General features: G+C 62.8%; 18 protein-coding genes and 1 pseudogene. 10 read left to right on the plus strand and 9 right to left on the minus strand.

Features of this window, described 5'->3' with window-relative positions; all coding sequences use genetic code 11:
- Nucleotides 1-134 precede the first annotated feature (134 nt).
- On the plus strand, nt 135-689 hold the full coding sequence (locus ACIPOO_RS00485) for a chalcone isomerase family protein (protein ID WP_400605138.1): 555 nt from the start codon (nt 135-137) through the stop codon (nt 687-689).
- A gap of 175 nt (nt 690-864) precedes the next feature.
- Nucleotides 865-2,154 carry an MFS transporter gene (locus ACIPOO_RS00490; RefSeq protein WP_274131908.1) on the plus strand — a complete coding sequence of 430 codons (1,290 nt, stop codon included), beginning with the start codon at nt 865-867 and terminating at the stop codon, nt 2,152-2,154.
- A 783-nt stretch (nt 2,155-2,937) separates the two neighbouring features.
- On the opposite strand, the gene ACIPOO_RS00495 is transcribed toward ACIPOO_RS00490, so the two are convergent.
- On the minus strand, nt 2,938-4,401 hold the full coding sequence (locus ACIPOO_RS00495) for a glyceraldehyde-3-phosphate dehydrogenase (RefSeq protein ID WP_400603626.1): 1,464 nt from the start codon (nt 4,399-4,401) through the stop codon (nt 2,938-2,940).
- Between the two features lie 181 nt (nt 4,402-4,582).
- On the opposite strand from ACIPOO_RS00495, the gene mfd reads away from it, so the two are divergent.
- The 3 genes from mfd to ACIPOO_RS00510 are packed head-to-tail and all read left to right on the plus strand — an operon-like array spanning nt 4,583 to nt 11,312.
- Nucleotides 4,583-8,047, plus strand: coding sequence for a transcription-repair coupling factor (gene mfd / locus ACIPOO_RS00500; protein ID WP_400603628.1), 3,465 nt, complete (start codon nt 4,583-4,585; stop codon nt 8,045-8,047).
- Nucleotides 8,048-8,056: 9 nt separating this feature from the next.
- Nucleotides 8,057-8,593 (plus strand): CsiV family protein, encoded by a 537-nt coding sequence (locus ACIPOO_RS00505; protein WP_274131904.1) that lies wholly within the window; start codon nt 8,057-8,059, stop codon nt 8,591-8,593.
- Between the two features lie 13 nt (nt 8,594-8,606).
- Nucleotides 8,607-11,312, plus strand: coding sequence for a DEAD/DEAH box helicase (locus ACIPOO_RS00510; protein WP_400603630.1), 2,706 nt, complete (start codon nt 8,607-8,609; stop codon nt 11,310-11,312).
- 390 nt (nt 11,313-11,702) lie between these two features.
- Here ACIPOO_RS00510 and ACIPOO_RS00515 read toward each other — a convergent pair whose 3' ends face one another.
- From ACIPOO_RS00515 to ACIPOO_RS00525, 3 genes are all read right to left on the minus strand, one after another.
- Complete coding sequence (locus ACIPOO_RS00515; RefSeq protein WP_400603632.1) at nt 11,703-13,361, minus strand: VRR-NUC domain-containing protein; 1,659 nt, start codon at nt 13,359-13,361, stop codon at nt 11,703-11,705.
- A 139-nt stretch (nt 13,362-13,500) separates the two neighbouring features.
- On the minus strand, nt 13,501-13,716 hold the full coding sequence (locus ACIPOO_RS00520) for a hypothetical protein (RefSeq protein WP_400603634.1): 216 nt from the start codon (nt 13,714-13,716) through the stop codon (nt 13,501-13,503).
- A gap of 53 nt (nt 13,717-13,769) precedes the next feature.
- Nucleotides 13,770-14,672 carry a LysR family transcriptional regulator gene (locus ACIPOO_RS00525; RefSeq protein ID WP_274131899.1) on the minus strand — a complete coding sequence of 301 codons (903 nt, stop codon included), beginning with the start codon at nt 14,670-14,672 and terminating at the stop codon, nt 13,770-13,772.
- Between the two features lie 102 nt (nt 14,673-14,774).
- Here ACIPOO_RS00525 and ACIPOO_RS00530 point away from each other — a divergent pair, with 102 nt between their 5' ends.
- Nucleotides 14,775-15,872, plus strand: a complete 1,098-nt coding sequence (locus ACIPOO_RS00530) for an AbrB family transcriptional regulator (protein WP_400603636.1) — start codon at nt 14,775-14,777, stop codon at nt 15,870-15,872.
- Between the two features lie 202 nt (nt 15,873-16,074).
- On the opposite strand, the gene ACIPOO_RS00535 is transcribed toward ACIPOO_RS00530, so the two are convergent.
- The 3 genes and pseudogenes from ACIPOO_RS00535 to ACIPOO_RS00545 all read right to left on the minus strand — a co-directional run.
- Nucleotides 16,075-17,319, minus strand: a complete 1,245-nt coding sequence (locus ACIPOO_RS00535; protein ID WP_400603638.1) for an AGE family epimerase/isomerase — start codon at nt 17,317-17,319, stop codon at nt 16,075-16,077.
- Between the two features lie 218 nt (nt 17,320-17,537).
- On the minus strand, nt 17,538-18,401 hold the full coding sequence (locus ACIPOO_RS00540) for a methyl-accepting chemotaxis protein (RefSeq protein WP_400605140.1): 864 nt from the start codon (nt 18,399-18,401) through the stop codon (nt 17,538-17,540).
- A pseudogene (locus tag ACIPOO_RS00545) lies at nt 18,396-19,163 on the minus strand (MCP four helix bundle domain-containing protein); the annotation flags it as partial. The gene ACIPOO_RS00540 and the pseudogene ACIPOO_RS00545, both read right to left, overlap by 6 nt.
- A 197-nt stretch (nt 19,164-19,360) precedes the next feature.
- On the opposite strand from ACIPOO_RS00545, the gene ACIPOO_RS00550 reads away from it, so the two are divergent.
- Nucleotides 19,361-19,849 carry a GFA family protein gene (locus ACIPOO_RS00550; RefSeq protein ID WP_400603640.1) on the plus strand — a complete coding sequence of 163 codons (489 nt, stop codon included), beginning with the start codon at nt 19,361-19,363 and terminating at the stop codon, nt 19,847-19,849.
- A 175-nt stretch (nt 19,850-20,024) separates the two neighbouring features.
- Nucleotides 20,025-21,572, plus strand: coding sequence for an FAD-dependent oxidoreductase (locus tag ACIPOO_RS00555; RefSeq protein WP_400603642.1), 1,548 nt, complete (start codon nt 20,025-20,027; stop codon nt 21,570-21,572).
- On the opposite strand, the gene ACIPOO_RS00560 is transcribed toward ACIPOO_RS00555, so the two are convergent.
- A complete protein-coding gene (locus ACIPOO_RS00560; protein ID WP_274131894.1) occupies nt 21,569-22,666 on the minus strand; it encodes an MBL fold metallo-hydrolase in 1,098 nt (365 codons plus the stop codon). The genes ACIPOO_RS00555 and ACIPOO_RS00560 overlap by 4 nt on opposite strands.
- A gap of 224 nt (nt 22,667-22,890) precedes the next feature.
- On the opposite strand from ACIPOO_RS00560, the gene ACIPOO_RS00565 reads away from it, so the two are divergent.
- Nucleotides 22,891-23,517, plus strand: coding sequence for a TetR/AcrR family transcriptional regulator (locus ACIPOO_RS00565; protein WP_400605142.1), 627 nt, complete (start codon nt 22,891-22,893; stop codon nt 23,515-23,517).
- Here ACIPOO_RS00565 and ACIPOO_RS00570 read toward each other — a convergent pair.
- The gene (locus tag ACIPOO_RS00570; RefSeq protein WP_400603645.1) at nt 23,514-24,194 is read right to left on the minus strand and encodes a DJ-1/PfpI family protein; all 681 of its coding nucleotides are present in this window, start codon (nt 24,192-24,194) and stop codon (nt 23,514-23,516) included. The genes ACIPOO_RS00565 and ACIPOO_RS00570 overlap by 4 nt on opposite strands.
- 115 nt (nt 24,195-24,309) lie before the next feature.
- Between ACIPOO_RS00570 and ACIPOO_RS00575 the strand changes: the two genes are divergently transcribed.
- Nucleotides 24,310-25,290, plus strand: coding sequence for a GlxA family transcriptional regulator (locus ACIPOO_RS00575; protein ID WP_400603647.1), 981 nt, complete (start codon nt 24,310-24,312; stop codon nt 25,288-25,290).
- The last annotated feature ends 103 nt before the right edge of the window (nt 25,291-25,393 follow it).

Here is a 25,393-nt window from a genome sequence, read left to right on the forward strand (position 1 = left end):
ATCCCAATAAAAGCTGAGATTTTGTGGGTTTGCGTACGCTTTGTGGGGATTTTTGCGCTGACGCCCGGCGGCGGCCAATCTGACATACCCTTACACACTCGACCGCACACAAGGCCCTAACCATGCGCCATCGCCTGACTCACTGGATACTCGTGCTGGGCCTCATCGCCAGCCCTCTCGCCCTGGCCTCTCACGCGGACCTGCTGAAAAAGGCCGACTTTCCGGCCCGGCTCGAGGGACAGTCTCCGGTGCTCGAGCGCAAGAATCAGGCAATCCTCACGTACTTGTGGACGGACGTGTACGCCGCGGCTTTCTATGCCGAACCCTCGGTTTCTGCCCGGCAGGCCGCCTTTTCGCAGACGCCGCAAAAGCTTGAGCTGTATTACTTTCGCGACATCGACCGCGAGGACGTCATCAAGGCCGCCAACGTTGCGCTTGAAAAACAGCAGCCTGCGCAAACCCTGAAACGCCTCAAGCCCGAACTCGATCGCCTGCACAACAGCTTTCAGGACATCAAGGATGGCGATCGCTACGACCTGAGCTGGAACCGCAGCGACGGTTTGAACCTGACCCGCAATGGCAAAGTGATCTTCGCCAGCGCCGATGCGGAGCTTGCCAAGGTGTATTTCGCGATCTGGCTGGCTCCGGACGGCCTGTCCGCCGACCTGCGTGAAGCGCTGCTCAAATAAGCCCATGCCACCCCGGAACGGCGCAGCATGATAAGTGTCTTCTGATTGCTATCCGCCACTTTTACACATATCGTTACAAATATGCGGCGTGGGAGGCCAAGCTCCGACCCCGCATGAGAGGACGCATAAATACAACGGATCCCCCTAGCTAGACGCATTGAGTGAGTATTTCCAAATGGCCTCGAACACAGGCAAAGGCAAGGCGATATTTCGCGTTGTCAGCGGCAACTTCCTTGAAATGTTTGACTTTATGGTGTACGGCTTCTACGCCACCGCCATTGCCAAGGCTTTCTTCCCTGCCGACAGCGAATTCGCCTCGCTGATGCTCTCGCTGGCCACCTTCGGTGCCGGCTTCCTGATGCGTCCGCTGGGCGCGATTTTCCTCGGCGCCTACATCGACCACCATGGCCGCAAGAAAGGCCTGATCATCACCCTGGCCCTGATGGCCATGGGCACCCTGCTGATCGCCTTCGTACCGGGTTACGCGACCCTGGGCGTCGCGGCGCCGTTGCTGGTGCTGATCGGCCGCCTGCTGCAAGGCTTCTCCGCCGGTGTGGAACTGGGTGGTGTGTCGGTGTACCTGGCCGAGATTTCGACGCCGGGCCGCAAAGGCTTCTTCGTGAGCTGGCAGTCTGCTAGCCAGCAAGCCGCCGTGGTGTTCGCAGGCCTCCTGGGTGTTGGCCTGAACCATTGGCTGACGCCTGAAGACATGGGCCAGTGGGGCTGGCGCGTGCCGTTCCTGGTGGGTTGCATGATCGTTCCGGCGATCTTCATCATCCGTCGCTCGCTGGAAGAAACCCCTGAGTTCGAAGCCCGTGCACGCAAACACCGTCCGACCATGGGCGAGGTGATGAAGTCCATCGGCTCCAACTTCGGCGTGGTCATCGCCGGCATGGCGCTGGTGGTCATGACCACCGTGTCGTTCTACCTGATCACCGCCTACACCCCGACCTTCGGCAAGAACGAGCTGCACCTGTCCGATCTGGACAGCCTGCTGGTGACCGTGTGCGTGGGTATCTCGAACTTCATCTGGCTGCCGGTGATGGGCGCGGTGTCGGACAAGATCGGTCGTAAACCGCTGCTGCTGGCCGCGACCATCCTGGCCATCGTCACGGCCTACCCTGCCCTGTCCTGGCTGACCGCCAACCCGAGCTTCGCCAACCTGCTGATGGTCGAGCTGTGGCTGTCGTTCCTGTACGGTTCGTACAACGGTGCGATGGTGGTTTCGCTGACCGAGATCATGCCGGTCGAAGTACGCACCACTGGCTTCTCCCTGGCCTACAGCCTGGCCACCGCCACCTTCGGCGGCTTCACCCCGGCGGCCTGTACCTACCTGATCCACGTGCTGGACAACAAGGCAGCCCCCGGCATCTGGCTGAGCGGCGCCGCCGTCCTGGGCCTGATCGCCACCTTGGTGCTGTTCCGCAAGGGCGGCCAGGCGCGCATGGAAGCCGTCGCGGGCTGACAGCTGTACGCAACAACGCAAACGCCCCGACATGTTCGGGGCGTTTTTGTATGTGCCTGTTTTACACCGTCCCGTAGCAGTCCGGCTTGCCGGCGAGGCGCCTTCAAAATCGCTGACGCCGGCAAGCCGGACTGCTACAGGGTTGGGGATGTACCCACCACCCCGGCTGCTCTCGGGCCTGTAGGAGCGCGCTTGCCCGCGAAAGCGGTGGGTCAGTTGCAGATGGAGCTGCAGACAGATCGCCGTCGCGGGCAAGCGCGCTCCTACAGGCCCGAGGGCAACCGAGGAGGCGGGGGCGATTTCGAGGACGCCCCGCCGGCAAGCCGTGCTGCTACGGGATTGGGGTTGTACCCACCGCCACCTCACGACGCAAATCCGTAGGAGCGCGCTTGCCCGCGATGGCGGTGGGTCAGTTGCAGATGGAGGTGCAGACAGATCGCCGTCGCGGGCAAGCGCGCTCCTACAGGGCCCGAGGGCAGCCGGGGTGGCGCGGGCGCCCTTGAAATCGCCCCGCCGGCAAGCCGTGCTGCTACGGGGTTGGGGATGTACCCACCACCACCTCACACCACAGATCCGTAGGAGCGCGCTTGCCCGCGATGGCGGTGAGTCAGGTGCAGATGGAGATGCAGACAGATCGCAGTCGCGGGCAAGCGCGCTCCTACGGGACTGGTGCGCGCTGGCGCTCCCTTGAAAATCAGACACGAACAAAAACGCCCCGAACATGTCGGGGCGCTTTTGCTTCAGCTTGCAGCTTAAAACTTGCCGCTTGCAGCTGCTTTCGCGTTACTTCGGGAATGCAGGGGGGTTTACACCGGCCATGTCTTCCATCACGCGCACTACCTGGCAGCTGTAACCGAATTCGTTGTCGTACCAGACGTACAGTACAACGCGGTTATCCATGCAGATGGTCGCTTCGGCGTCGACCACACCGGCGTGGCGCGAGCCTACGAAGTCGGTGGAGACCACTTCCTGGGAGTTCACGAAGTCGATCTGCTTATGCAGGTCCGAGTACAGCGCGGTTTCGCGCAGGTATTCGTTGATTTCTTCGCGAGAGGTAGCAGTACCCAGGTTCAGGTTCAGGATCGCCATCGACACGTTCGGCGTCGGTACACGGATCGCGTTGCCGGTCAGCTTGCCCGCCAGCTCAGGCAGAGCCTTGGCAGCGGCAGTGGCGGCGCCGGTTTCGGTGATGACCATGTTCAGCGCGGCACTACGGCCACGGCGGTCGCCCTTGTGGAAGTTGTCGATCAGGTTCTGGTCGTTGGTGTACGAGTGAACCGTTTCAACGTGACCGTTGACGATGCCGAACTTGTCGTTGACCGCCTTGAGCACCGGCACGATGGCGTTGGTGGTGCAGGAGGCTGCGGAAATGATCTTGTCGTCAGCGGTGATCTGCTGGTGGTTGATGCCGTGAACGATGTTCTTCAGCTTGCCCTTGCCAGGCGCGGTCAGCACGACGCGGTCGATACCCGGGCACTGCAGGTGCTGGCCCAGGCCATCGGCATCACGCCATACGCCGGTGTTGTCGACCAGCAGCGCATCCTTGATACCGTACTGGGTGTAGTCCACCTCGGTAGGGTTCTTGGCGTAGATCACCTGGATCAGGTTGCCGTTGGCAGTGATGGTGCTGTTGGCTTCGTCGATGGTGATGGTGCCGTCGAACGGACCGTGCACCGAGTCACGACGCAGCAGGCTGGCGCGCTTGAGCAGGTCGTTCTCGGCGCCCTTGCGCACGACGATGGCGCGCAGGCGCAGGCCGTCGCCACCACCGGTCTTCTCGATCAGGATGCGTGCCAGCAGACGACCGATACGGCCGAAACCGTACAGCACGACGTCAGTGCCCTTGCGCGCGCCGGAATTCTGCTGGCCCACGATCTCGGCCATTTCTTCACGTACGAACTGCTCGGCGGTGCGGCCGTTGGCCTCGGCCTTGTATTTGACGGCCAGCTTTCCCAGGTCCACCGAAGCGGCACCCAGTTTGAGCTCGCTCATCGCTTTGATGAGCGGGAAAGTCTCGTGCACGGACAATTCGGTCGCGTCGGCCTGACGATGACGCGCAAAGCGGTGTGCCTTGAGAATTGCGATGACTGAACGGTTGATCAGAGTGCGGCCATAGATCGAACTCACCACATTGTTGTTGCGGTAGAGCTGACCGATAAGAGGGATCATCGCTTCGGCGAGCGCTTCACGATCGATCCATTCACCAAGACACTGGTCGGGCTTCTGAGTCACGGGAACCTTCCACATGTAGGGGCTGAAAAAAGGGACTACATTATGCCCAAGCCTTTGTTTATGAGCAATCCGGAGTTTTCATGTTGCCGGGCACTACATAATTTGGCACCTATAAAGGCGAGCACAAAACTGACAGCGGTTTCCCGATTTAGTTACAATCACAGGCTTTGCCGCAACGCCTGGAGCTCTATCTAACGTGCCCGTCCTGCGCCTGCCGAATCTTCCTGCCGCCACTGGCAAACAACATTGGGGCAACCTGCCCGGTGCCGCTCAAAGCCTTGCCATTGCCGAGGCCGCCAGCGCCGCGAAACGCTTCACCCTGCTTTTGACCGCCGACAGCCAGAGCGCCGAGCGGCTGGAGCAGGAACTGAAGTTCTTCGCCCCCGATCTGCCGGTGCTGCATTTCCCCGACTGGGAAACCCTGCCCTACGATCTGTTCTCGCCCCACCAGGACATCATCTCCCAGCGCATCGCCAGCCTATACCGGCTGCCGGAGCTGGATCACGGCGTGCTGGTGGTGCCGATCACCACCGCCCTGCACCGCCTGGCGCCGACCAAATTCCTGCTCGGCAGCAGCCTGGTGCTGGACGTCGGCCAGAAGCTGGACGTGGAGCTGATGCGCACGCGGCTCGAAGCCAGCGGCTATCGCTACGTCGATACGGTGTACGAGCACGGCGAATTCACCGTGCGCGGCGCGCTGATCGACCTCTTTCCGATGGGCAGCAAACTGCCCTACCGGATCGACCTGTTCGACGACGAAATCGAAACCCTGCGCACCTTCGAGCCGGAAACCCAGCGTTCCATCGACAAGGTCGATTCGGTGCGCCTGCTGCCGGCCAAGGAATTCCCGCTGCAGAAAGAAGCGGTCACCCGTTTCAAGGCGCGCTTTCGCGAGCGCTTCGATGTCGATTTCCGCCGCAGCCCGATCTTCCAGGACTTGAACAGCGGCATCACCCCGGCAGGGATCGAGTACTACATTCCGCTGTTCTTCGAAGAAACCTCGACCCTGTTCGACTACCTGCCCCAGGACACCCAGGTGTTCTCGCTGCCGGGCATCGAGCAGGCGGCAGAAACCTTCTGGAAGGATGTGCGCAACCGTTACGAAGAACGCCGCGTCGACCCCGACCGCCCGCTGCTGCCGCCCGCCGAACTGTTCCTGCCGGTCGAGGACTGCTTCGCGCGTCTCAAGAGCTGGCCGCGGATCGTTGCAAGCCAGGACGACGTCGACACCGGCGTGGGCCGCGAGCGCTTCCCGGGCCGTGCGTTGCCGGACCTGGCCATCGAGGCCAAGGCCAGCCAGCCGCTGGCGGCGCTTTCGAATTTCCTCGACGAATTCCCCGGCCGCGTGCTGTTCACCGCAGAATCGGCCGGGCGTCGCGAAGTGCTGCTGGAGTTGCTCGAACGCCTGAAGCTGCGCCCGAAAACCCTCGACAGCTGGCAGGAATTCGTCGACAGCAAAGAGCGCCTGGCGATCACCATCGCGCCGCTGGACGAAGGCCTGGTGCTGGATCAGCCGGCGCTGGCCCTCATCGCCGAAAGCCCGCTGTTCGGGCAGCGCGTCATGCAGCGTCGGCGCCGCGAGAAACGCGCCGACGGCCATTCAAGCGATGCGGTCATCAAGAACCTGGCCGAGCTGCGCGAAGGCGCGCCAGTGGTGCACATCGACCACGGCGTGGGCCGCTACCTGGGCCTGGCGACGCTGGAGGTGGAAAACCAGGTCGCCGAATTCCTCATGCTCGCTTACGCCGAAGAGGCCAAGCTGTACGTGCCGGTGGCCAACCTGCACCTGATCGCGCGTTATACCGGCAGCGATGACGAACTGGCGCCGCTGCATCGCCTGGGCTCCGAGGCCTGGCAGAAAGCCAAGCGCAAGGCCGCCGAGCAGGTGCGCGACGTCGCCGCCGAACTGCTGGACATCTACGCCCGCCGCGCCGCCCGCGAAGGCTATGCGTTTGCCGATCCCAAGCTTGACTACGAAACGTTCAGCGCCGGTTTCCCGTTCGAAGAAACCCCGGACCAGCAGACCACCATCGAAGCGGTGCGCGCCGACATGCTCGCGCCCAAGCCGATGGACCGCCTGGTGTGCGGCGACGTCGGCTTCGGCAAGACCGAAGTGGCGATGCGTGCGGCCTTCATCGCCGTGCATGGCGGCAAGCAGGTCGCGATCCTGGTGCCGACCACCCTGCTCGCCCAGCAGCACTACAACAGTTTCCGCGACCGCTTCGCCGACTGGCCAGTGCGCGTCGAGGTGATGAGCCGCTTCAAATCGGCCAAGGAAATCAACGCCGCCGTGGCAGACCTGGCCGAGGGCAAGATCGACATCGTCATCGGCACCCACAAGCTGTTGCAGGACGACGTCAAGGTCAAGAACCTGGGGCTGGTCATCATCGACGAAGAGCACCGCTTCGGTGTGCGTCAGAAGGAACAGCTCAAGGCGCTGCGCAGCGAGGTCGATATCCTGACCCTGACCGCCACGCCGATTCCGCGCACCCTGAACATGGCCGTGGCCGGCATGCGCGACCTGTCGATCATCGCCACCCCGCCTGCCCGGCGCCTGTCGGTGCGCACCTTCGTCATGGAGCAGAACAAGCCCACGGTGAAAGAGGCGCTGCTGCGCGAGCTGTTGCGCGGCGGGCAGGTGTACTACCTGCACAACGATGTGAAGAGCATCGAGAAATGCGCCGCCGACCTCGCCGAACTGGTGCCCGAAGCGCGGATCGGTATCGGTCACGGGCAGATGCACGAGCGTGACCTGGAACAGGTCATGAGCGACTTCTACCACAAGCGCTTCAACGTGCTGATCGCCTCGACCATCATCGAGACCGGCATCGACGTGCCGAGCGCCAACACCATCATCATCGAGCGTGCCGACAAGTTCGGCCTGGCCCAGCTGCACCAGTTGCGCGGCCGGGTCGGGCGCAGTCACCACCAGGCCTATGCCTACCTGCTGACGCCGCCGCGCAAACAGATCACCCCGGATGCCGAAAAGCGCCTGGAGGCGATTGCCAATACCCAGGACCTGGGCGCGGGCTTCGTGCTGGCCACCAACGACCTGGAAATCCGTGGCGCGGGCGAATTGCTGGGCGAAGGCCAGAGCGGGCAGATCCAGGCTGTGGGTTTCACCCTCTACATGGAAATGCTCGAGCGCGCGGTGAAGTCGATCCGCAAGGGCGAGCAGCCGAACCTGGAGCAGCCGCTGGGCGGTGGCCCGGAAATCAACCTGCGGGTGCCGGGGCTGATTCCCGAGGACTACCTGCCGGATGTCCACGCGCGGCTGATCCTCTACAAACGCATCGCCAACGCCGCCGACGAGGAAGGCCTCAAGGACCTGCAAGTGGAAATGATCGACCGCTTCGGCCTGCTGCCGGAGCCGACCAAGAACCTGGTGCGCATGACCGCGCTCAAGCTCAAGGCCGAGCAACTGGGCATCAAGAAGGTCGATGCGGGCCCGCAAGGTGGACGAATCGAATTCGCCGCCGATACTCCAGTAGACCCGTTGACGTTGATCAAGCTGATTCAGGGGCAACCCAAACGCTACAAGTTCGAAGGTGCCACGCTGTTCAAGTTCATGGTGCCGATGGAGCGTCCCGAGGAGCGCTTCAACACGCTCGAAGCGCTGTTCGAGCGGCTGACCCCGCTGCCCCCTAAAAAATCGGCTTAAGGAAAGTACATGCGTCTGCTTCACACGTTCACCCTGCTGCTGGTGCTGATCGCCCCTGCGGCATTCGCCGATGGCGCCTACCAGGTCGAACTGATCCTGTTCCGCCAGAGCGGCGAGCCTGCCGCGACCAATCAGGCGGCCCCCGAAGACTGGGCCGCCGGCGCGCAGAAGCTGGGAGCCGATAACCAGACCACCACCGCACTGGACGCGCTGGTCGACAAATTGAAAGCCAGCGAAGGCTACAAGGTGCTGCTGCACCGCGCCTGGCAACAACAACTGAGCGCCACCCCGAGCAAGGTGGCGATCAGCAGCGGCACCGAGCAGTTCGGCCACTTCCCCATCGAGGGTACGGTGAGCCTGGGCCTGGCGCGCTTTACGGATATCGACGCCAACTTCTGGGTCAATCAGCTGGACGATCATGGCGTGCTGGTGACCAGCGAACGCATGCGCCAGGCGACCCGGGTCAGGAACGGCGAATTGACCTACCTGGACAACGGGAGCCTGGCCATGCTGATCAAGGTTTCTCCTCTTCAAGCACCGCGTTGACGTAGGGCAAGACGTGTCATCCCTATTGGAAAAAGCCCTGGCCCTGCCATGGGAACCGCTATTCAAGGCTCAGAGCGTGGAACGCGGGCATGACTATGCCCGGCAGAAACGCGTGGCGCTGCAGCACCTGAGCGCCGACCTGGTGCGCACCGTGTGCCGCGGCTCGAGCCTTGAGATCTACACCCAGACCCTGCAATTCAAGGACCCCGAGCGCACGCGCAATTTCGTCATCGGCAAGTGCACCTGCCCTGTCAGGAATAACTGCAAGCACTGTGCGGCGGCGCTGTTCTTCCTGCAGGACCCGGAGAACAAATCCGGCATCCTCGCCGCCGTCGAGCGCGACAGCGCATCGCGTGCGCCCAAGGCCGAGGAAAAGCCCGCGCTGCCGGAACGCATCATCGACGACATCCAGCCCGTACCACGGCTGATCCTCGCCAGTTTCGAGTTCAGCGCCTACGAGCCGCGCAACGGCAAGATGCAGCGGCATATCCAGCACCGCGCCGCCCTGGCCTTCCGCTACGAGGAGTTCTACACCTCGGGCGTGCCAGCCCCGGGCCGCTCCAGCGATATCGTGCGCCACCTGCCCGAGGAAACCCTGCGCCTGCGCCGCCATCTGGACCGCGAAAACCAGTACCGCAAGCAGTTGCAGGAGATCGGTTTTCGCATCGCCACGCGCCAGAGCAAGGCGTTGCCCGACAGCGCCGGGGAAATGTTCGAGCTGCCCACGGACAAGGCCTGGTTGAGTTTCATGCTCGATGAGCTGCCGACCTTGCGCGCCGATGGCTGGCACGTGGAGATGAACGAAGAGTTCGGCTTTGACGTGACGCCGGTCGACGACTGGTACGCGGTGGTCGATGAAGAACCCGAGCACGACTGGTTCGACCTGGAACTGGGAATCATCGTCAACGGCGAGCGCCTGAGCCTGCTGCCGATCCTGATCAACCTGCTGCGCACTCACCCCGAATTGATGACGGCCAGCGGCATCGCCAAGCGTCGCGATGACGAACAACTGCTGGTGCAACTGAATCACTTCACCCAGCGCGGTGGCGGCCCGATCCAGGTCGCCCTTCCCTACGGCCGGCTGAAAAACGTGCTGGCGACCCTTGGCGATTTCTATTGGCGCGAGGAAGGCAACGACGCCATCCGCCTGAACACCGCCGACGCCACGCGCCTCAAGCAACTCGACGACCTGCCGCTGGTGTGGCAAGGCGGCGACCGCCTGCGGCAGTTCTCCGAGCGGCTGGTCAATATCAAGGACGCCAAGGTCCAGATTCCGGAGGGCCTCAATGCCACGCTGCGGCCCTACCAACTCGAAGGTCTGAGCTGGATGCAGGCGCTGCGTGAGCTGGAAGTCGGCGGCGTGCTGGCCGACGACATGGGCCTAGGCAAGACCCTGCAGACCCTCGCGCATCTGTTGGTGGAAAAACAGGCCGGGCGCCTCGACCGACCGGCGCTGGCGGTGATGCCCACCAGCCTGATCCCCAACTGGCTGGACGAGGCCAAACACTTCACGCCGCAGCTCAAAGTGCTGGCGTTGTACGGCGCCAACCGGCATCAGGAATACGAGAGCCTGCAGGACTACGACCTGATTCTCACCACCTATGCCCTGCTGCCGCGTGATGTAGAGCTTCTGAGCAAGCAGCTGCTGCATGTGCTGGTGCTCGATGAAGCCCAGTACATCAAAAACCCCAACAGCAAGGCCGCCCAAGCGGCGCGCCAGCTAAACGCCCGGCAACGCCTGTGCCTGTCAGGCACGCCGCTGGAGAATCACCTGGGCGAGCTGTGGTCGCTGTTTCATTTCCTGATGCCGGGTTGGCTGGGCGATGCCAAGCAGTTCAACAGCAACTACCGCACGCCCATCGAGAAGTCCGGCAACGAAGCGCGCCTTGAGCACCTGAACGCGCGGATCAAGCCTTTCCTGCTGCGCCGCACCAAGGAGCAGGTCGCGACTGAACTGCCGCCCAAGACCGAGATCGTGCATTGGGTCGAACTCAACGACGCCCAGCGCGACGTGTACGAAACCATGCGTCTGGCGATGGACAAGAAGGTCCGCGAAGAGATCATCCGCAAGGGCGTGGCGCGCAGCCAGATCATCATTCTGGAGGCCTTGCTCAAGCTGCGGCAGGTCTGTTGCGATTTGCGTCTGGTCAACAGCGTGCCGGTGAACAGCCGCCATTCAAGCTCGGCCAAGCTGCAAAGCCTGATGGACATGCTCGAAGAGTTGCTGGCGGAGAATCGCAAGATCCTGCTGTTCTCGCAGTTCACCTCGATGCTGGAGCTGATCGAGGCGGAGCTGCAACAGCGCGGCGTCGAATACGCCCTGCTGACCGGCCGCACCAAGGACCGCCGCACCCCGGTGCAGGATTTCCAGAGCGGCAAGCGCTCGATCTTCCTCATCAGCCTCAAGGCCGGCGGCACCGGGTTGAACCTGACCGCTGCCGACACGGTGATTCACTACGACCCCTGGTGGAACCCGGCGGCGGAGAACCAGGCGACCGACCGGGCGTACCGCATCGGCCAGGAGAAACCGGTGTTCGTGTACAAGCTGATCGCCAAGGGCACGGTGGAAGAGAAGATCCAGCACCTGCAGAAGGAAAAATCGGCACTGGCCGCAGGCGTGCTCGACGGCCGGGTCAGCGGCGACTGGAAACTTCAGGACGAAGACATCGAAGCTTTGTTCGCACCATTGCCCTCGCCGCCGAAGAAGGTCAAACGGTAGGCGGATCCCGGCGGCACCCCTGAAAACGTCACGCCGGCAAGCCGGACTGCTACGGGGGTGTCGGTGTATCGACCATTCCCTTACAACACGAATCCGTAGGAGCGGCGGCGACCCCGCCGGCAAGCCGGACTGCTACGGGGGTTTGGGTGTATCGACCATCTCCTTACAACACGAATTCGTAGGAGCGCGCTTGCCCGCGATGGCGGTGGATCAGTTGCACATTCAGGTGCAGCCAGACCGCAGTCGCGGGCAAGCGCGCTCCTACAGGGAGCGGCGGCGCCCCCGCCGGCAAGCCGTGCTGCTACGGCTGCGGCCAGAAGCGAATCGCGGGTGCACCACGAAACCGTAGCAGCCGGGCTTGCCCGCGGGGGCGTCCTCATGGTCGCCGCATCACCCGGCCAGGGCGGATTCTTCGGCCCACTGCACATAACACACCACCACCGGCATCCCATGTTCGGCGCAGAAATCCAGCCAGCGCAACTGGTTGTCCTGCAACCGATCCCCGGGGCCCTTGACCTCGATCATGCGGTAGCTGCGTTGCTCGGGATAAAACTGGATCAGGTCGGGCATGCCTGTGCGGTTGGCCTTGATGTCCTGCAGCAAGCGGCGGAACCAGCGCTCCAAATGCTGCACAGGCAGGCAATGCAGCGCTGTTTCAAGCAGCTCCGGCGTCAACGTGCCCCAGAACACGAACGGCGATTGCAAACCGAACTTGTCCACATAGTTCTGCCGAATAAGCGCCTGATAACGACCGTCCGCCAGCGCCGCCAGACACCCATCGAACGCCCCGGCGCGACGCTGATAGAAATCCGGGCTGTACAGATCGCTCGGCGCACTGTGAAACGGGTGAAAAAACGCTCCCGGCAACGGCGCGAAAATCGCCGGCCAACACAACAACCCGAACAACGAATTGATGAGCGCATTCTCGACGTAATGCACCTCGCTGCCCGCTTCAGCCAGATGCTGCCCAATCAACTGCTCGACACTGCAATCAGGCAACGGCACCACGCTCAAGTCCAGCCGGGTGACGACTCGCGCCGCCTTGCGCTTTGTGCTGCCCTGCCCCAGCTTGCGCTGCAGGCGTGGGGCGATGCGCATCAGGTGCTGGGTTTCTTCGTCGTTCTGCGGCGCCGCCTCGGCAATGTTCAGCAGCGCCATGGCTTCGACGAATTGCCCGGCGCGCTCAAGCACCCGGATCCTGCGCACCCGGGCCCCCGGATAACTGGACTGCACATAAACGCTCAGCGCCAGCGGCCAATCCTGCTCACGTTCAGCCTGATAGCCGATCTGGAACAACAGCTTGGCCCGACGCATGGCCAGCCACGGGTTGTCAGTTGAAATCGCCAGCGCCTGGTCAGCCAGAGCTTGCAGTTCACCCCCCTCGTCGAGCGCCTGACGACAGCTGTGAAGATGCAGGCAGGTGTCGATGTCCGCCCGCTGGCTGATGCCCCGGGACTCGACAGAAAACTCGACTTTTTCGTAACGATAGATCCCCAGATCCGCCAGCACGAACTCTGACCATTCCTGATAGAGGTTGCCGAAGTACAACAGCCGCAGACGATCGCACAAGGGCATGACTTGCAGCGCGAAGATCGCCTCGTCCAGGCTCGAAAACCATTGCGTCAGAGGCTGCGCAACTTGGTACTCAGGCAGCAGACGCTGCAGCAGGTCGGCCTTCTTCTCCGAGCTTCTGACGCCGTGCGCCTTGAAGCACTGTGCCAGTTCGTCCTTGCGCAACAGGGCAAACAGCGCCGTGAGGTCCAGAGGCGGCTGACCATCGACCCAGCCGCATTCGATCAGCGGCACCACGGCCAGGCGAGCATCGCCAATCTCGGCGTAGTCCAGTTTGCTGGCGCGGAACAACGTGCCCTTGCGCATCACCATTCTCACCAGCAGCGCCTGGGCGGGCTGGGGCAAGCGGGCGAAGTTGGCGATGAAAGCGTGCTCCTCATCGATCAGCAGGTCGCCGTAGCGCTGGCCGATCCAGCTCAACACCTGGCGGAAGTTTTCCAGGTAATAGAAAGGGTTGTCGAGGAGAGAAAGGCTCACAATGGGATCACGTGACGGCTGGCAGGAACTGGTAAGGATACTGTCTATCCGTACAGATTCCAGCGGCATTTGCGCCTGCCCCGATTAACGGCAGCCATCACAGGGGCCAGCTTGCCAGCCCCTGAAAGTGGACGGCGTATTAACCCAGCGTCGACGACCCGATATCCAGCTTGTCGGCGTCGGCGAACTCGTCCAGCCTCAGATCACCCAGATCCAGTTCCTCCAGGGATTCGGTGTCTTCGTCGGCGTCCGAATCATTGAGCGGGGACTGGTCGCCACCAAAATGGTGGTCTTCATCGTTCAGAAAATAGGGCACCAGAGTGTGCTCGGCGAAAGTGTGTGGCTGTAGCTGCATCTTCGATTTCTCCTCTTGTCGATAGTCCAAGGTTAGTCCAGAACGTGTCGGGATCACACCCAGCTGAAAAAGGCACCGCCGTTGTCGCGCAGCATCTGGGCCATGGCATGGGCCGCTGGCGACAGGTAGCCCTCGCGGCGCAGGATCACGCAAATGGTCCGCGCCATGGTGGTAGCTTGCAGCGGCACTTCACGCAGATATTGCATGTTCTTGCCATATTCCAGGGTTTCCCTGGCGATGAAACTGAGCAGGTTGGTCTGGGCGATCAGCCTGGGCAACAGCGAGATGGAGTTGGCCTCGATCTGCACCACCGGCAGCGGCAGGTTGTGGCGGGCGAAGGCTTCATCGACCCAGATTCGCGACGACACCCCCGGTGGCGGCAGCACCCAGCGATAACCGCACAGATCGCTCATCTGGTACGGCGTGTTGAAGATCGGATGATTGCGACTGGCGATCACCACCGCCTCATCGGTGAGGATCGGGTGCGCGGCGAACTCGTCTTCGACGCTGCGCTGGGCGCAGATGATCATGTCCAGATGCCCTGACCGCAGTTGCTCGCGCAGCATGTCGTCCTGGCCGATCACCAGTTTGAGGGTGATGTCCGGGGCGCGCTTGAGCAACGCATCGGTCAGCTCCGGCAGCAGGTACTCGGCCATGGTCGAGGCACAACCCAGGCGAATCTCACCCACCGCGCCGCTGGCGAAATCACGCACTTCGCGCTGGGTCTGGGCGATGCTCTGCTGCAACATCTTGCCCCGCGCCTGCAACAGCTCCCCCACCGGCGTCAGCTTGATGCGCCGCCCGTCGCGCTGGAACAGCTTGGTGCCGAAGGACTCTTCAAGGCGCTGGATGCTCTTGGTCAGCGCCGGCTGGCTGCGGTTGAGTTTTTCCGCTGCCCGGCCCAGGTGGCCAAGCTCGGCGATGGTTTCGAAATAGGTCAGGTCCCGCAGGTCCATATATAAACCAGAGTTATCAATTCATGATTATTAGAAAATAGACTTGATCGATTGAACTGTCGATACTTCTGAGCATTGGACGAACTCCATCAGGAAAAGCCCATGCACTGGAGATCCTCGTTGTCGCGCCCCGCCTCGTTTTCCCTCGAAAGTCTGCACCCATTGCTGCAATGGTCCTTGCTCATCCTCCTGGCCGGTAGTGCCGGTCAAGCCTTCAAGTATTTCAACGTGCCGGCGGCGCTGTTCCTCGGCCCTATGCTGGTCGCCATTGGCTTCGGTGTGTCGGGCGCGACGATTCGCCTGAACAAGCAGGTGTTTCGCCTGGGTCAGGGCACGGTAGGTGTGCTGGTGGCCCATTCGATGACCATGGGCGTGCTGCTCACGGCCATACAATCCTGGCACGTGATGGTGTTCGCCACAGTGCTGACCATTGCCCTGAGCGCGGTGGTGGGCGTGGCTCTGGCGCGCTGGGGCGGAATTCAGGGCAGCACTGCCGCCTGGGGCACCTCGCCGGGTGCAGCGTCGGCGATGGTGGCGATGTCCGAGGATTACGGCGCGGATTCGCGGGTGGTCGCGACCATGCAGTACGTGCGGGTGGTGTGCGTGGTGATGATCGGCGCGCTGGTCAGCCGGGTGATCGGGGTCGAGGGCGGTGGCACTGCAGCCCACAGCACCGATGCGCTGATGCAGGGTGTCAATCTGCTGAACCTGGGGCTGAGCCTGCTGGTGATCGTGGTCGGCGTGACCCTCGGCGGCCGCCTTCCTGCGGGGGCCTTGCTAGTCCCGCTGTTGTTGGGTGGCGCGCTGCAATTGAGCGGTCTGTTGCAGATCACCATGCCAACCTGGCTGCTGGCGATCGCCTACGGTGCGATCGGCAGCTACATCGGGTTGCGCTTCGACCGGGCGACCATCAGGTACGTGTGGCGGCGGCTTCCGGCAATGATCATGGGGTCGTTGTTGCTGATCCTGCTCTGCGCGATTTCCGCATGGATCATCGCCGAAATGATGGGCAAGGATTTTCTCTCGGTGTACCTGGCCACCAGCCCCGGCGGCCTGGACGCCATGGCGATCATCGCCATCGACACCCATTCCGACGTCGGCTTCGTGCTGGCCATGCAGACCTTGCGCCTGTTTGGCGTGATCGTCACCGGCGCCTACATCGCCCGCCAGGTGATTCGCGTGACACAGCGTTTGGCTTGAAACCGCTCCCGCGGGCAAGCCCGGCTGCTACGGCCTGCGGCCAGAAGCGGATCGCGCAGCCAACACCATCCCCGTAGCAGCACGGCTTGCCGGCGAGGCGCCTTCAAGATCGCTGACGCCGGCAAGCCGGACTGCTACGGTGCGGTGTGTGGCCTCCCCGCTCCCGTAGCAGCACGGCTTGCCGGCGGGGGCGGTCTTGAGGTCATGCGTAGTGCGCAAGCCCTGTCGCCAGGCTCTCGGCCAGTGGCAAGACCGGCAACAACGTCGCCTGGTACGCATGGTACAGGTCGGGCTTGCCCGGCCAGATGTCGGCGCTGGGCTGGTTTTGCGGGTTCAGCTCGTGGCGCCAGCTGCCGTGTTCACGGTCGATGAACAGCGTCTCGTTGAATTCCCAGAACGTGCGATACCAGGCTTCATACTGCGCCTCACCCGTGCGTTGCAGCAGCGCCGCCGAGGCCGCCGCCGCTTCGGCGTGGGTCCAGTGCAGGCGATGGCGAACCACCGGGCGGTTTTCCCAGTCCAGGGTGTAGACGATCCCCGGTGCGCCATCGACGTCCCAGCCATAGCGGCAGGCGTTCTCAAACAGCCCGCGGGCATCTTCGAGCAGCCACGATGGCGTGGGCATCTGCGCTTTCTGTCGCGCAGCTTCAAGGTGCAACACCAGCCGCGCCCATTCGAAGGCGTGGCCGGGGGTGGTGCCGTAGGGGCGGAATTCATCCCCCGGACGGTCAGCGTTGTAATCGAGCACCGGCTGCCAGTCGGCGGTGAAATGCTCGATCACCTGGTGGTTGTTGCTTGCCGCATGTTGATGAATGACCCTCTCGACGATGCGCAGCGCACGGTCCAGCCAGCGCCCGTCGCCCGTCACATCGGCCAGGGCGAGGAAGGTTTCGGTACTGTGCATGTTGCTGTTGGCACCGCGATAACTTTCTTCCTCGGTCCAGTCGCGGGCGAAGGATTCACGCACCGTGCCCTCTTCTTCGCTCCAGAAATGCTGGGTAATGATCTGGATTGCCTGTTCCAGCAGCGCCTGGGCGCCGGGACGTTGCGCAACCACGGCGGAACTGGCCGCCAGGGCGACGAACGCATGCAAGTACGCGGCTTTGCCAGTATTGCTGGTGTGCGCCTGGGGCCGGTCGAACCAGCCGCCGTGCTCGGCATCACGCAGCGGCCCGGCCAGCGCGGCGATGCCGTGATCGACCAGTTCGGCGAAGCCGGGAATGCCACTGATGTGGGCCATGGCGAAGCTGTGGGTCATGCGGGCGGTGATCAGGGTTTCGGCGACGGCATCGGCAGGCAACCGGCCGAAATCATCCAGCGCACCAAAGCCTTCGGGCAAACGCGAGGCCTTGGCAAACCCCAGCAACCGCAGGCCTTCCTGAGCCAGCCAGCCCTTGTGCAGCGGGGAGCGTAGCCAGCTGCCTGCACCACCATTCACATCATCCATTGCCTTTCTCCAGCCGTGTCGGCGGGTTCGGCCCGCCAGGAATTATTGGTCGGGGGCATGATGCAAGGCGAAGACAGGCGCAGGCAAGTGAATGAGATGAAACGTTTATGCAGGCCCGTGTAGGAGCGCGCTTGCCCGCGATGGCGGTGTGCCTGTGACAACGATGTGGCTGACACACCGCCGTCGCGGGCAAGCGCGCTTCTACAATGGGAGAGCCGTTAAACGCGGAAGCGCGTCACCACCTGATTCAGCTCCCCCGCCAGACGCGACAGCTCATTGCTCGACGCACTGATCTGGTTGGCCCCGGACGAAGACTGCAGCGACAGGTCGCGAATATTGACGATGTTGCGATCCACCTCCCGAGCGACTTGCGCCTGTTCTTCGGCCGCGCTGGCGATCACCAGGTTGCGCTCGGAAATCTGGTTGATCGACGAGGTGATCCGGTTCAGCGATTCGCCAGCGCCCTGCGCCAACTCCAGGGTCGTGGACGCCTGATTGCGGCTGACCAGCATCGACTCCAGCGCCTCGCTGGAACCGCTGCGCATGGTCGACACCATCTTGTCGATCTCCAGCGTCGATTGCTGTGTGCGATGGGCCAGGGCGCGGACCTCATCGGCGACCACCGCAAAGCCACGACCCGACTCACCGGCACGCGCCGCCTCGATGGCCGCGTTGAGCGCCAGCAGGTTGGTCTGCTCGGCGATGGAGCGGATCACGTCCAGCACCTTGCCGATGTCCTGGGACTGATCGGCCAGGTTCTGCACCAGCACCGAGGTCTGCTGCACGTTGCTGGACAGGTTCTGGATCGAGGTCACGGTTTCGATCACCCGCGCCTGGCCATCCTGCGCGGCATCGTTGGACTCGCTGGACGCCTGGGAGGTGGACACCGCGTTGCGCGCCACCTCCTCCACCGCCGAAGTCATCTCGTTGACGGCGGTGGCGGCCTGCTCGATTTCAGCATTTTGCTGATGCAGGCCGCGATGGCTGTCTTCGGTCACCGAATTCAGCTCGGTGGCTGCCGACGCCAACTGGCTCGCCGAACTGCCGATCAGGCTCAAGGTGCTGCGCAAGTTGTTCTGCATCTGTTGCAGGGCGCGCAGCAGGCGAGTCACTTCGTCCTTGCCTTCGACGCGGATGTCATGGGTCAGATCGCCCTTGGCGACGAACTCGGCGGCGGTCACCGCGTCTTCCAGCGGCAGGATGATACTGCGGGTCAGCCACAGCGCTAGGACCACCGTGGACAGCGCCGCGATCAACACGAACACCAGCACTACCGTGCGCGACTGGCCGTACTGGGCCTGGGCCGCCGTGCCTTCGAGTTCGATCCTGTGGGTGTAGAAGTCCGCCAGATCACCCAGTTGCGAGCCGGAGTTGTCCACGGCGGTTTTCATGTCCACCAGCAGCAAGGTATTGAGCGCCTTCAGATCGCCACTCTGGGCCAGCACGAAGGATTGGCTCAGGCCGCGCTGGTAATCGCCCAGGGTGTTGCGAAACTTGTCGTACAACACCTTTTCTTCGGGGGTGTCGATGTAGGTGTCGAGGCTGGTCAGCTTCTCGTTCAGCACCTTGGAGCGGGCGTCCATCTGGCCCCTGTACACGCTGACGTTGTTGGGGTCAGTGTCCAGCGCCATGCGCAGGGAGATGGTGCGAATGCGCAGCATGGCTTCGCGGATGTCATTGACCAGGCGCATGCTCGGCACCCAGTTGCTCTCCACCGCCACCTCACTCTGGCGAATCGTGGACATCTGGCTCAGGGCGAACCAGCCCAGCACGGCGACAAGCAGGGAAATCAGGGTAAATCCAAGGCCCGCGCGGCGGGCGATGGTCAGGTTGCGTAGGTTCATGACCGTAGGCTCGTTGTTTTTAGAGGGTAGTGGTGACAGATGTCATCGTACAACCCACACCTATCGACGCGGCCAGCCGCTTCTTTAGGGCTGCTCGAATGAATAAAGCGAACACCCGTTCGAGAAAAAACTTCGAACCTGAAGGAGGGCTGAGGTCTAGACCTAAGAGTCTGTCATTCCCGATTGGAGAAAACGCCATGCACCTGGAAGGTTCCTGCCATTGCGGCGCGGTGGAATTCAGCCTGACCAGCGCCCACCCCTACCCTTATCAACGTTGCTATTGCTCGATCTGCCGCAAGACCCAGGGCGGTGGCGGCTACTCGATCAATCTGGGCGGCGACGCCAAGAGCCTGAAGGTCAAGGGCAAGAGCAGCATCGCGATCTACCACGCCAAGATGCGCGACGACGAGCAGCACCACGTCGGCACCAGCAGCGCCGAGCGACATTTCTGCAAGCACTGCGGCAGCGGCCTGTGGCTGTTCAGCCCTGAATGGCCGGAGCTGATTCACCCCTTCGCCAGCGCCATCGACACGCCATTGCCCACCCCGCCCGAGCACACGCACCTGCTGCTGGACTCCAAGGCCTCGTGGGTCGAGGTGCAGGCCGGACCCAAGGATCAGCAATTCGAGCAGTATCCAGAGGAATCGATTGCCGAGTGGCATGATCGATTGGGATTGGTGCGCTGAGCCCGTAGGAGCGCGCTTGGTCTGGGCCGCATCCGGACGATGGCGGTGTGGCTGTGACAACAATGTATCTGACACACCCCTGTCGCGGGCAAGCGCGCTCCTACGGGTCTAGTGAGATTTACTGAACCTCTGCCAGACCCACCGACTCCCAAAAGAAAGCCTGGGAGAATGTGAAATGGCTATGCATCGAGTCGCCAGCCTGGCCGATCTTCGTCAAGATCGCGGCATTCAGGTTGCAGTTGGCGCCATCAAGGTCGTGCTGGTTCGCCATGCCGACGAGGTGCGCGCCTACCAGGCCGAGTGTCCTCATGCCGGCGCGCCGCTGGCCGATGGCGCGGTGTGCAACGGGCATCTGATCTGTCCATGGCACAAGGCCGAATTCGCCATCGAGGATGGCAGCCTGTGCGAGCCGCCGGCGCTGGATGCGCTGGTGCGCTATCCGGTGCAGATCATCGAAGACCAGATCCACGTCGAGGAGCACCCTGCGCACTCGACGTACCGCCAATTGCCGTTCGACAACCGCTGCTTCGTGGTGATCGGCGCCGGCGCCGCAGGCACGGCCGCTGTCTGTGCCCTGCGCGACAACGGCTTCAACGGCCAGCTTTTGTTGATCGACCGCGAACGCCACCCCGCCTACGACCGCACCGCGCTAAGCAAATTCGTGCTCTCGGCCGAGATGCAGCCCGAGGAGACCCCACCGCTGCGCAAGGAAATCTATTACCAGGACAACCACATCGAACGCATCCATGGCGAAGTCATGAAGCTGGACGTGATCAACAAGCGGCTGATCCTGGCCGATGGCCGTCGCTTCGACTATGACGCCGCGCTGATAACCAGCGGTGGCGAACCGCGCACGCTGCCGCTGATAGGCGCCGACCTGCCGCAGGTGTTGACCCTGCGCAGCCGCAGCGACGCAAAGAAGATCCTGACCGCCGCTCCCTCGGGCAGCCACGCGCTGATCGTCGGCGACAGCTTCATTGGCCTGGAAGCGGCCTCGGCCCTGCGCAAGCACAAAGTTGAAGTGACGGTGATCGCTCGCCATGAAATCCCGTTCGCCGCCCAGCTCGGCGAACGGATCGGCAAGGCCATTCGTACGCTGCACGAAGCCAACGGGGTTCTGTTCCGCACCCACGTGGAAGTCACACGCTTCGAGGGCAATATTCACAAGGGCAAACGGCGCCTGGAAAGAGCGGTACTGAACAATGGCGAGAGGTTGCCAGCGGACCTGGCCTTGATCGGCATCGGGGTCGGGCCCGCCACGCAGTTCATCGATGGTCTGCAACTGGAAGAAGACGGCTCGCTGGCCGTCAACAGCGGCATGCTGGCAGGCAAGGACGTGTGGGCGGCGGGTGATATCGCGACCTTCCCCATGAACGGCGCCACCCAGCGCATCGAACACTGGCGCCTGGCCCAGCAACAGGCACGCATCGCCGCCAGCAACATGCTCGGCGGCAATCAGCATTACACCGACGTGCCGTACTTCTGGACCTTCCACTTCGGCAAGCGCCTGGACTACCTCGGTCACGCCGACGACTGGGACGATGAGGTCTACCTGGGCGAACCGGAATCCTTCGACTTCCTGGCCCTGCTGTGCAAACAGGGCAAGGTGGCCGCCGTGATCGGCTGCGAACGCGAACGTGAAGTCGCGTTACTTGCAGAGCGCATGAAGCAACCGCTGTTCAAGGAGGAAGCCCTGATGCTGATCCGGCAAATGCGGGCCTAGCCGCGGCTTGCCACCTGCTGGCGATTGCAGCGCCGTCCACAGCGACGCGGCGCCGGGGCTTCGACCGCTTTCTCGACCTTCATCCACCAGGCCTCGCCACGGCTTGGGTAGTCGATGTAGAACGGCTGGCCCATTTCCGGAGTGGTGATGGAAATGCTGCGGTCCCAGGCCAGTGCCAGGATCCGGTCGAAAGGTTCGTGCCAGGCATGCATGGCCAGATCAAAGGTGCCGTTGTGAATCGGCAGCAGCCACTTGCCGCGCACATCGATATGCGCCTGCAGCGTTTCCTCTGGCTGCATATGCACATCCGGCCAGTCGACGTTGTAGGCGCCGGTTTCCATCAGCGTCAGGTCGAACGGGCCGTATTGCTCGCCGATCAGTTTGAAGCCTGCGTGGTAGCCGGTGTCGCCACTGAAGAAGATCCGCTGCTCGCCGTCGATCATCACCCAGGAAGCCCACAGCGTCTGGTTGCCGTCACGCAGGGTACGGCCGGAGAAATGCTGGGCCGGGGTGGCGACGAAGCGGATGCCGTGGATTTCCGTGGATTGCCACCAGTCCAGTTGCTGCACCTTCTCGGCCGGCACGCCCCACTCGATCAGGGTGTCACCCACCCCCAGCGGCGCGATGAAATGCTCGGCTTTGTCTTTGAGCACGCCGATGGTCATGTGGTCCAGATGGTCGTAATGGTTGTGCGACAGGATCACCGCTTTCAGTGGCGGCAGCTCATGCAGACTGATCGGCGGCTGGTGAAAGCGCTGCGGCCCTGCCCACTGGATGGGCGAGGCACGCTCGGCGAACACCGGGTCAGTCAGGAAATATTGATCGCGCAGCTTGAGCAGCACAGTCGAATGGCCCAGGCGATACACGGTGTTGTTGGGCGCGGCCAGCAATTGCTGGCGAGACAGCGGCTGAACCGGAATCTCCCCCACCGGACGGGTGTGACGGGGTTTGTTCACCATCGCGTTCCAGAAGATGCGCAGGGTTTTCAGGAAGCCTGCGCGCTGCATCGGCTTGTGATTGAAATAGCGGCCATCCCGGCGGGACAGGACCGGCAACGAGGGAGCTTGTTCGAGGTTCTTTTCGATCGAGGCCATGATGTGCTGACTCCATGAAACGGGTGGAGATTTCTGCGACGGCGGACGCATCGCAGAATGTTGCATTCTTCGGGAAGAAGTAAGCGAGAAGTTGTTACAGCGCTTTACACTACACAGTGTAGTTTCAAGCTTGCACGATCCTCAAAGAGAAGTAAACTATTCGGTGTAATTTTCTTGTCGGGCCAGGTTCCGACCTGTGCCATTTTCTAGAAGCGATGCCATGACTGCCCCCCCAGCGACTGACCGACCGAAAACGTGAATCCATTGTGCAGGCAGCCATTGCCGAGTTTCGCGACAACGGTTTCGAGGTCACCAGCATGGACCGCATCGCAGCGCGGGCCGAAGTTTCCAAGCGCACGGTGTACAACCACTTTCCGAGCAAGGAAGAGCTGTTCGCCGAGATGCTCCAGCGCCTGTGGGCCAAGGCCACGGCCCAGTCCGAGGATATCTACCGCCCCGGTGTGCCCTTGCGTGAACAATTGCGCGACCTGCTCAACACCAAGATGAAGACTTTGGGTGACAGTAATTTTATCGACCTGGCGCGGGTGGCCATCGGCGCGACGATTCACTCCCCCGAACGCGCCCAGGCCTGGGTCAGCCGCCTGAACCAGCGCGAAGAAACCTTCACCATCTGGGTGCGCGGCGCCCAGCAGGACGGTCGCCTGAAAGACGTCGAGCCGGGCTTTGCCGCCTCGCAGATCCACGCCCTGCTCAAGGCGTTCGCGTTCTGGCCGCAGGTGACCCTCAACGAGCCCCTGCTGAGCGCGGAAAAACAGCAATCGGTGGTGGAGTCGGCGCTGGACCTGTTCCTGTGCTGGTACGAAATCCCCGCCAACCCCAAGCCCGTTTAACGACTGGCCGCCACCACCCGCTCGACGATCTGCCGCCGTTCCTCAAGCCCTGCCGCTGCACGCTCGCTGGCAATCGCCAGCACATCGGCAGGCGCGGATTCAGGGCGACCGGCATCGAACGGCGGCGCCGGGGCGTATTCCAGTTGCAACTGAATGGTCTGGGATTTCTGCGCATCGAAGATCTCGCCGACCAGCGTCAGGGCGAAATCGATGCCCGCGGTGACACCGCCACCGGTCATCAGGTTGCCGTCACGCACCACCCGCTCCTTGACCGGAATTGCCCCGAATTTTTCCAGCAACCCATGGGACACCCAGTGTGTGGTTGCGCGCTTGCCCTTAAGCAGGCCCGCCGCGCCGAGCACCAGCGCGCCGGTGCACACCGAAGTCACGTACTGCGCATTGGCCGCCTGGCGCTGGATGAAAGCCAGGGTCTGGGCGTCTTCGAGCAACGCGTTGATGCCGATCCCGCCGGGCACGCAAATCACGTCCAGATCCGGGCAGTCGTCAAAGGTCGCGGTCGGCACCAATGCAAGGCCGGTGCTCGATTGCAGGGGTTCGAGGTCTTTCCACACCAGGTGCACGGTGACACCCGGCATGGTCGCGAAAACGTCGTAGGGGCCGGTCAGGTCCAGTTGTTGAACCTTGGGGAATACCAGCAGGCCGATGTGCAGGGTCATGGAAATCGCTCCTTGTTCGCATTGCGTGAATTGGACGAATTCACTGTAGCCAGATAGGCTCTGGCGGATACGCCATATCACCCACACTTTCCGCCAATTCCTGTGAGGCGCCGCCATGTCCACCAACGCCCGGCCCATCCATATTCTGGCGTTCCCCAACGTGCAACTGCTCGACGTCACCGGCCCCCTGCAGGTGTTCGCCTCGGCCAACGTGCATGCGGCTGAACAGGGCTTGCCGGCGCCCTACTCGCCCAGCGTTATTGCGCGGGAAAATGGCAGCGTGGAATCCTCGGCCGGGCTGGGTTTGCACAGTCATCCATTCCCTGAAGGGGCATCCGATACCTTGATCGTCGCAGGCGGCTGGGGTGTTCACGTCGCCTTGCAGGATCAGGATTTGTTGCGCTGGGTTCGGCATCAGGCATCGAGCGCCCGGCGCCTGGCGTCGGTCTGTACCGGCGCGTTTCTGCTGGCCGAGGCCGGGTTGCTGGACGGCCACCGGGTAGTCACCCACTGGGACAGTTGCGAAGACCTGGCGCGCAGCTATCCCGCGCTGACGGTCGACCCTGAGCCGATTTTCATCAATGAAGGCAAACTGTGGACCTCGGCTGGCGTCACGGCGGGGATCGATCTTGCGCTGGCCTTGGTCGAAGCCGACCTTGGGCGCAACGCCGCGTTGGCTGTGGCGCGGCAACTGGTGGTGTTTTTGAAGCGCCCCGGCGGGCAGTCGCAGTTCAGCACCGCGCTGTCGATGCAACACGCCACCCGCAGCCAGGACAGCCGCTTCGGCGACCTGCACGCCTGGATCCTCGATAACCTGGCCGCCGACCTGTCGGTCGCAAGCTTGGCCGCGCAGGTGGGCATGAGCGAACGCAGCTTCGTGCGCCACTACCGCGCCCACACCGGCAACACCCCGGCCCGGGCCATCGAGCAGTTGCGGGTCGAGGCAGCGCGGCGCTTGCTCGGCGACAGCGCCCTGCCCATAAAACGCATCGCCGACCGCTGCGGCTTCGGCACCGAAGAAACCCTGCGCCGCAGCTTCCTGCGAGCCGTGGCCGTAACGCCACAGGCGTACCGGGAGCGGTTCAGCGGACGCTGACGCCGGCAAGCCGGACTGCTACGGGTGTGGTCACCGCCCGCCGTAGGAGCGCGCTTGCCCGCGATGGCGCCCCCAAGATCGCCGACGCCGGCAAGCCGGACTG

The organism is Pseudomonas sp. NPDC090201, from assembly GCF_044746825.1.
Taxonomy (GTDB): Bacteria; Pseudomonadota; Gammaproteobacteria; order Pseudomonadales; family Pseudomonadaceae; genus Aquipseudomonas; species Aquipseudomonas putida_AD.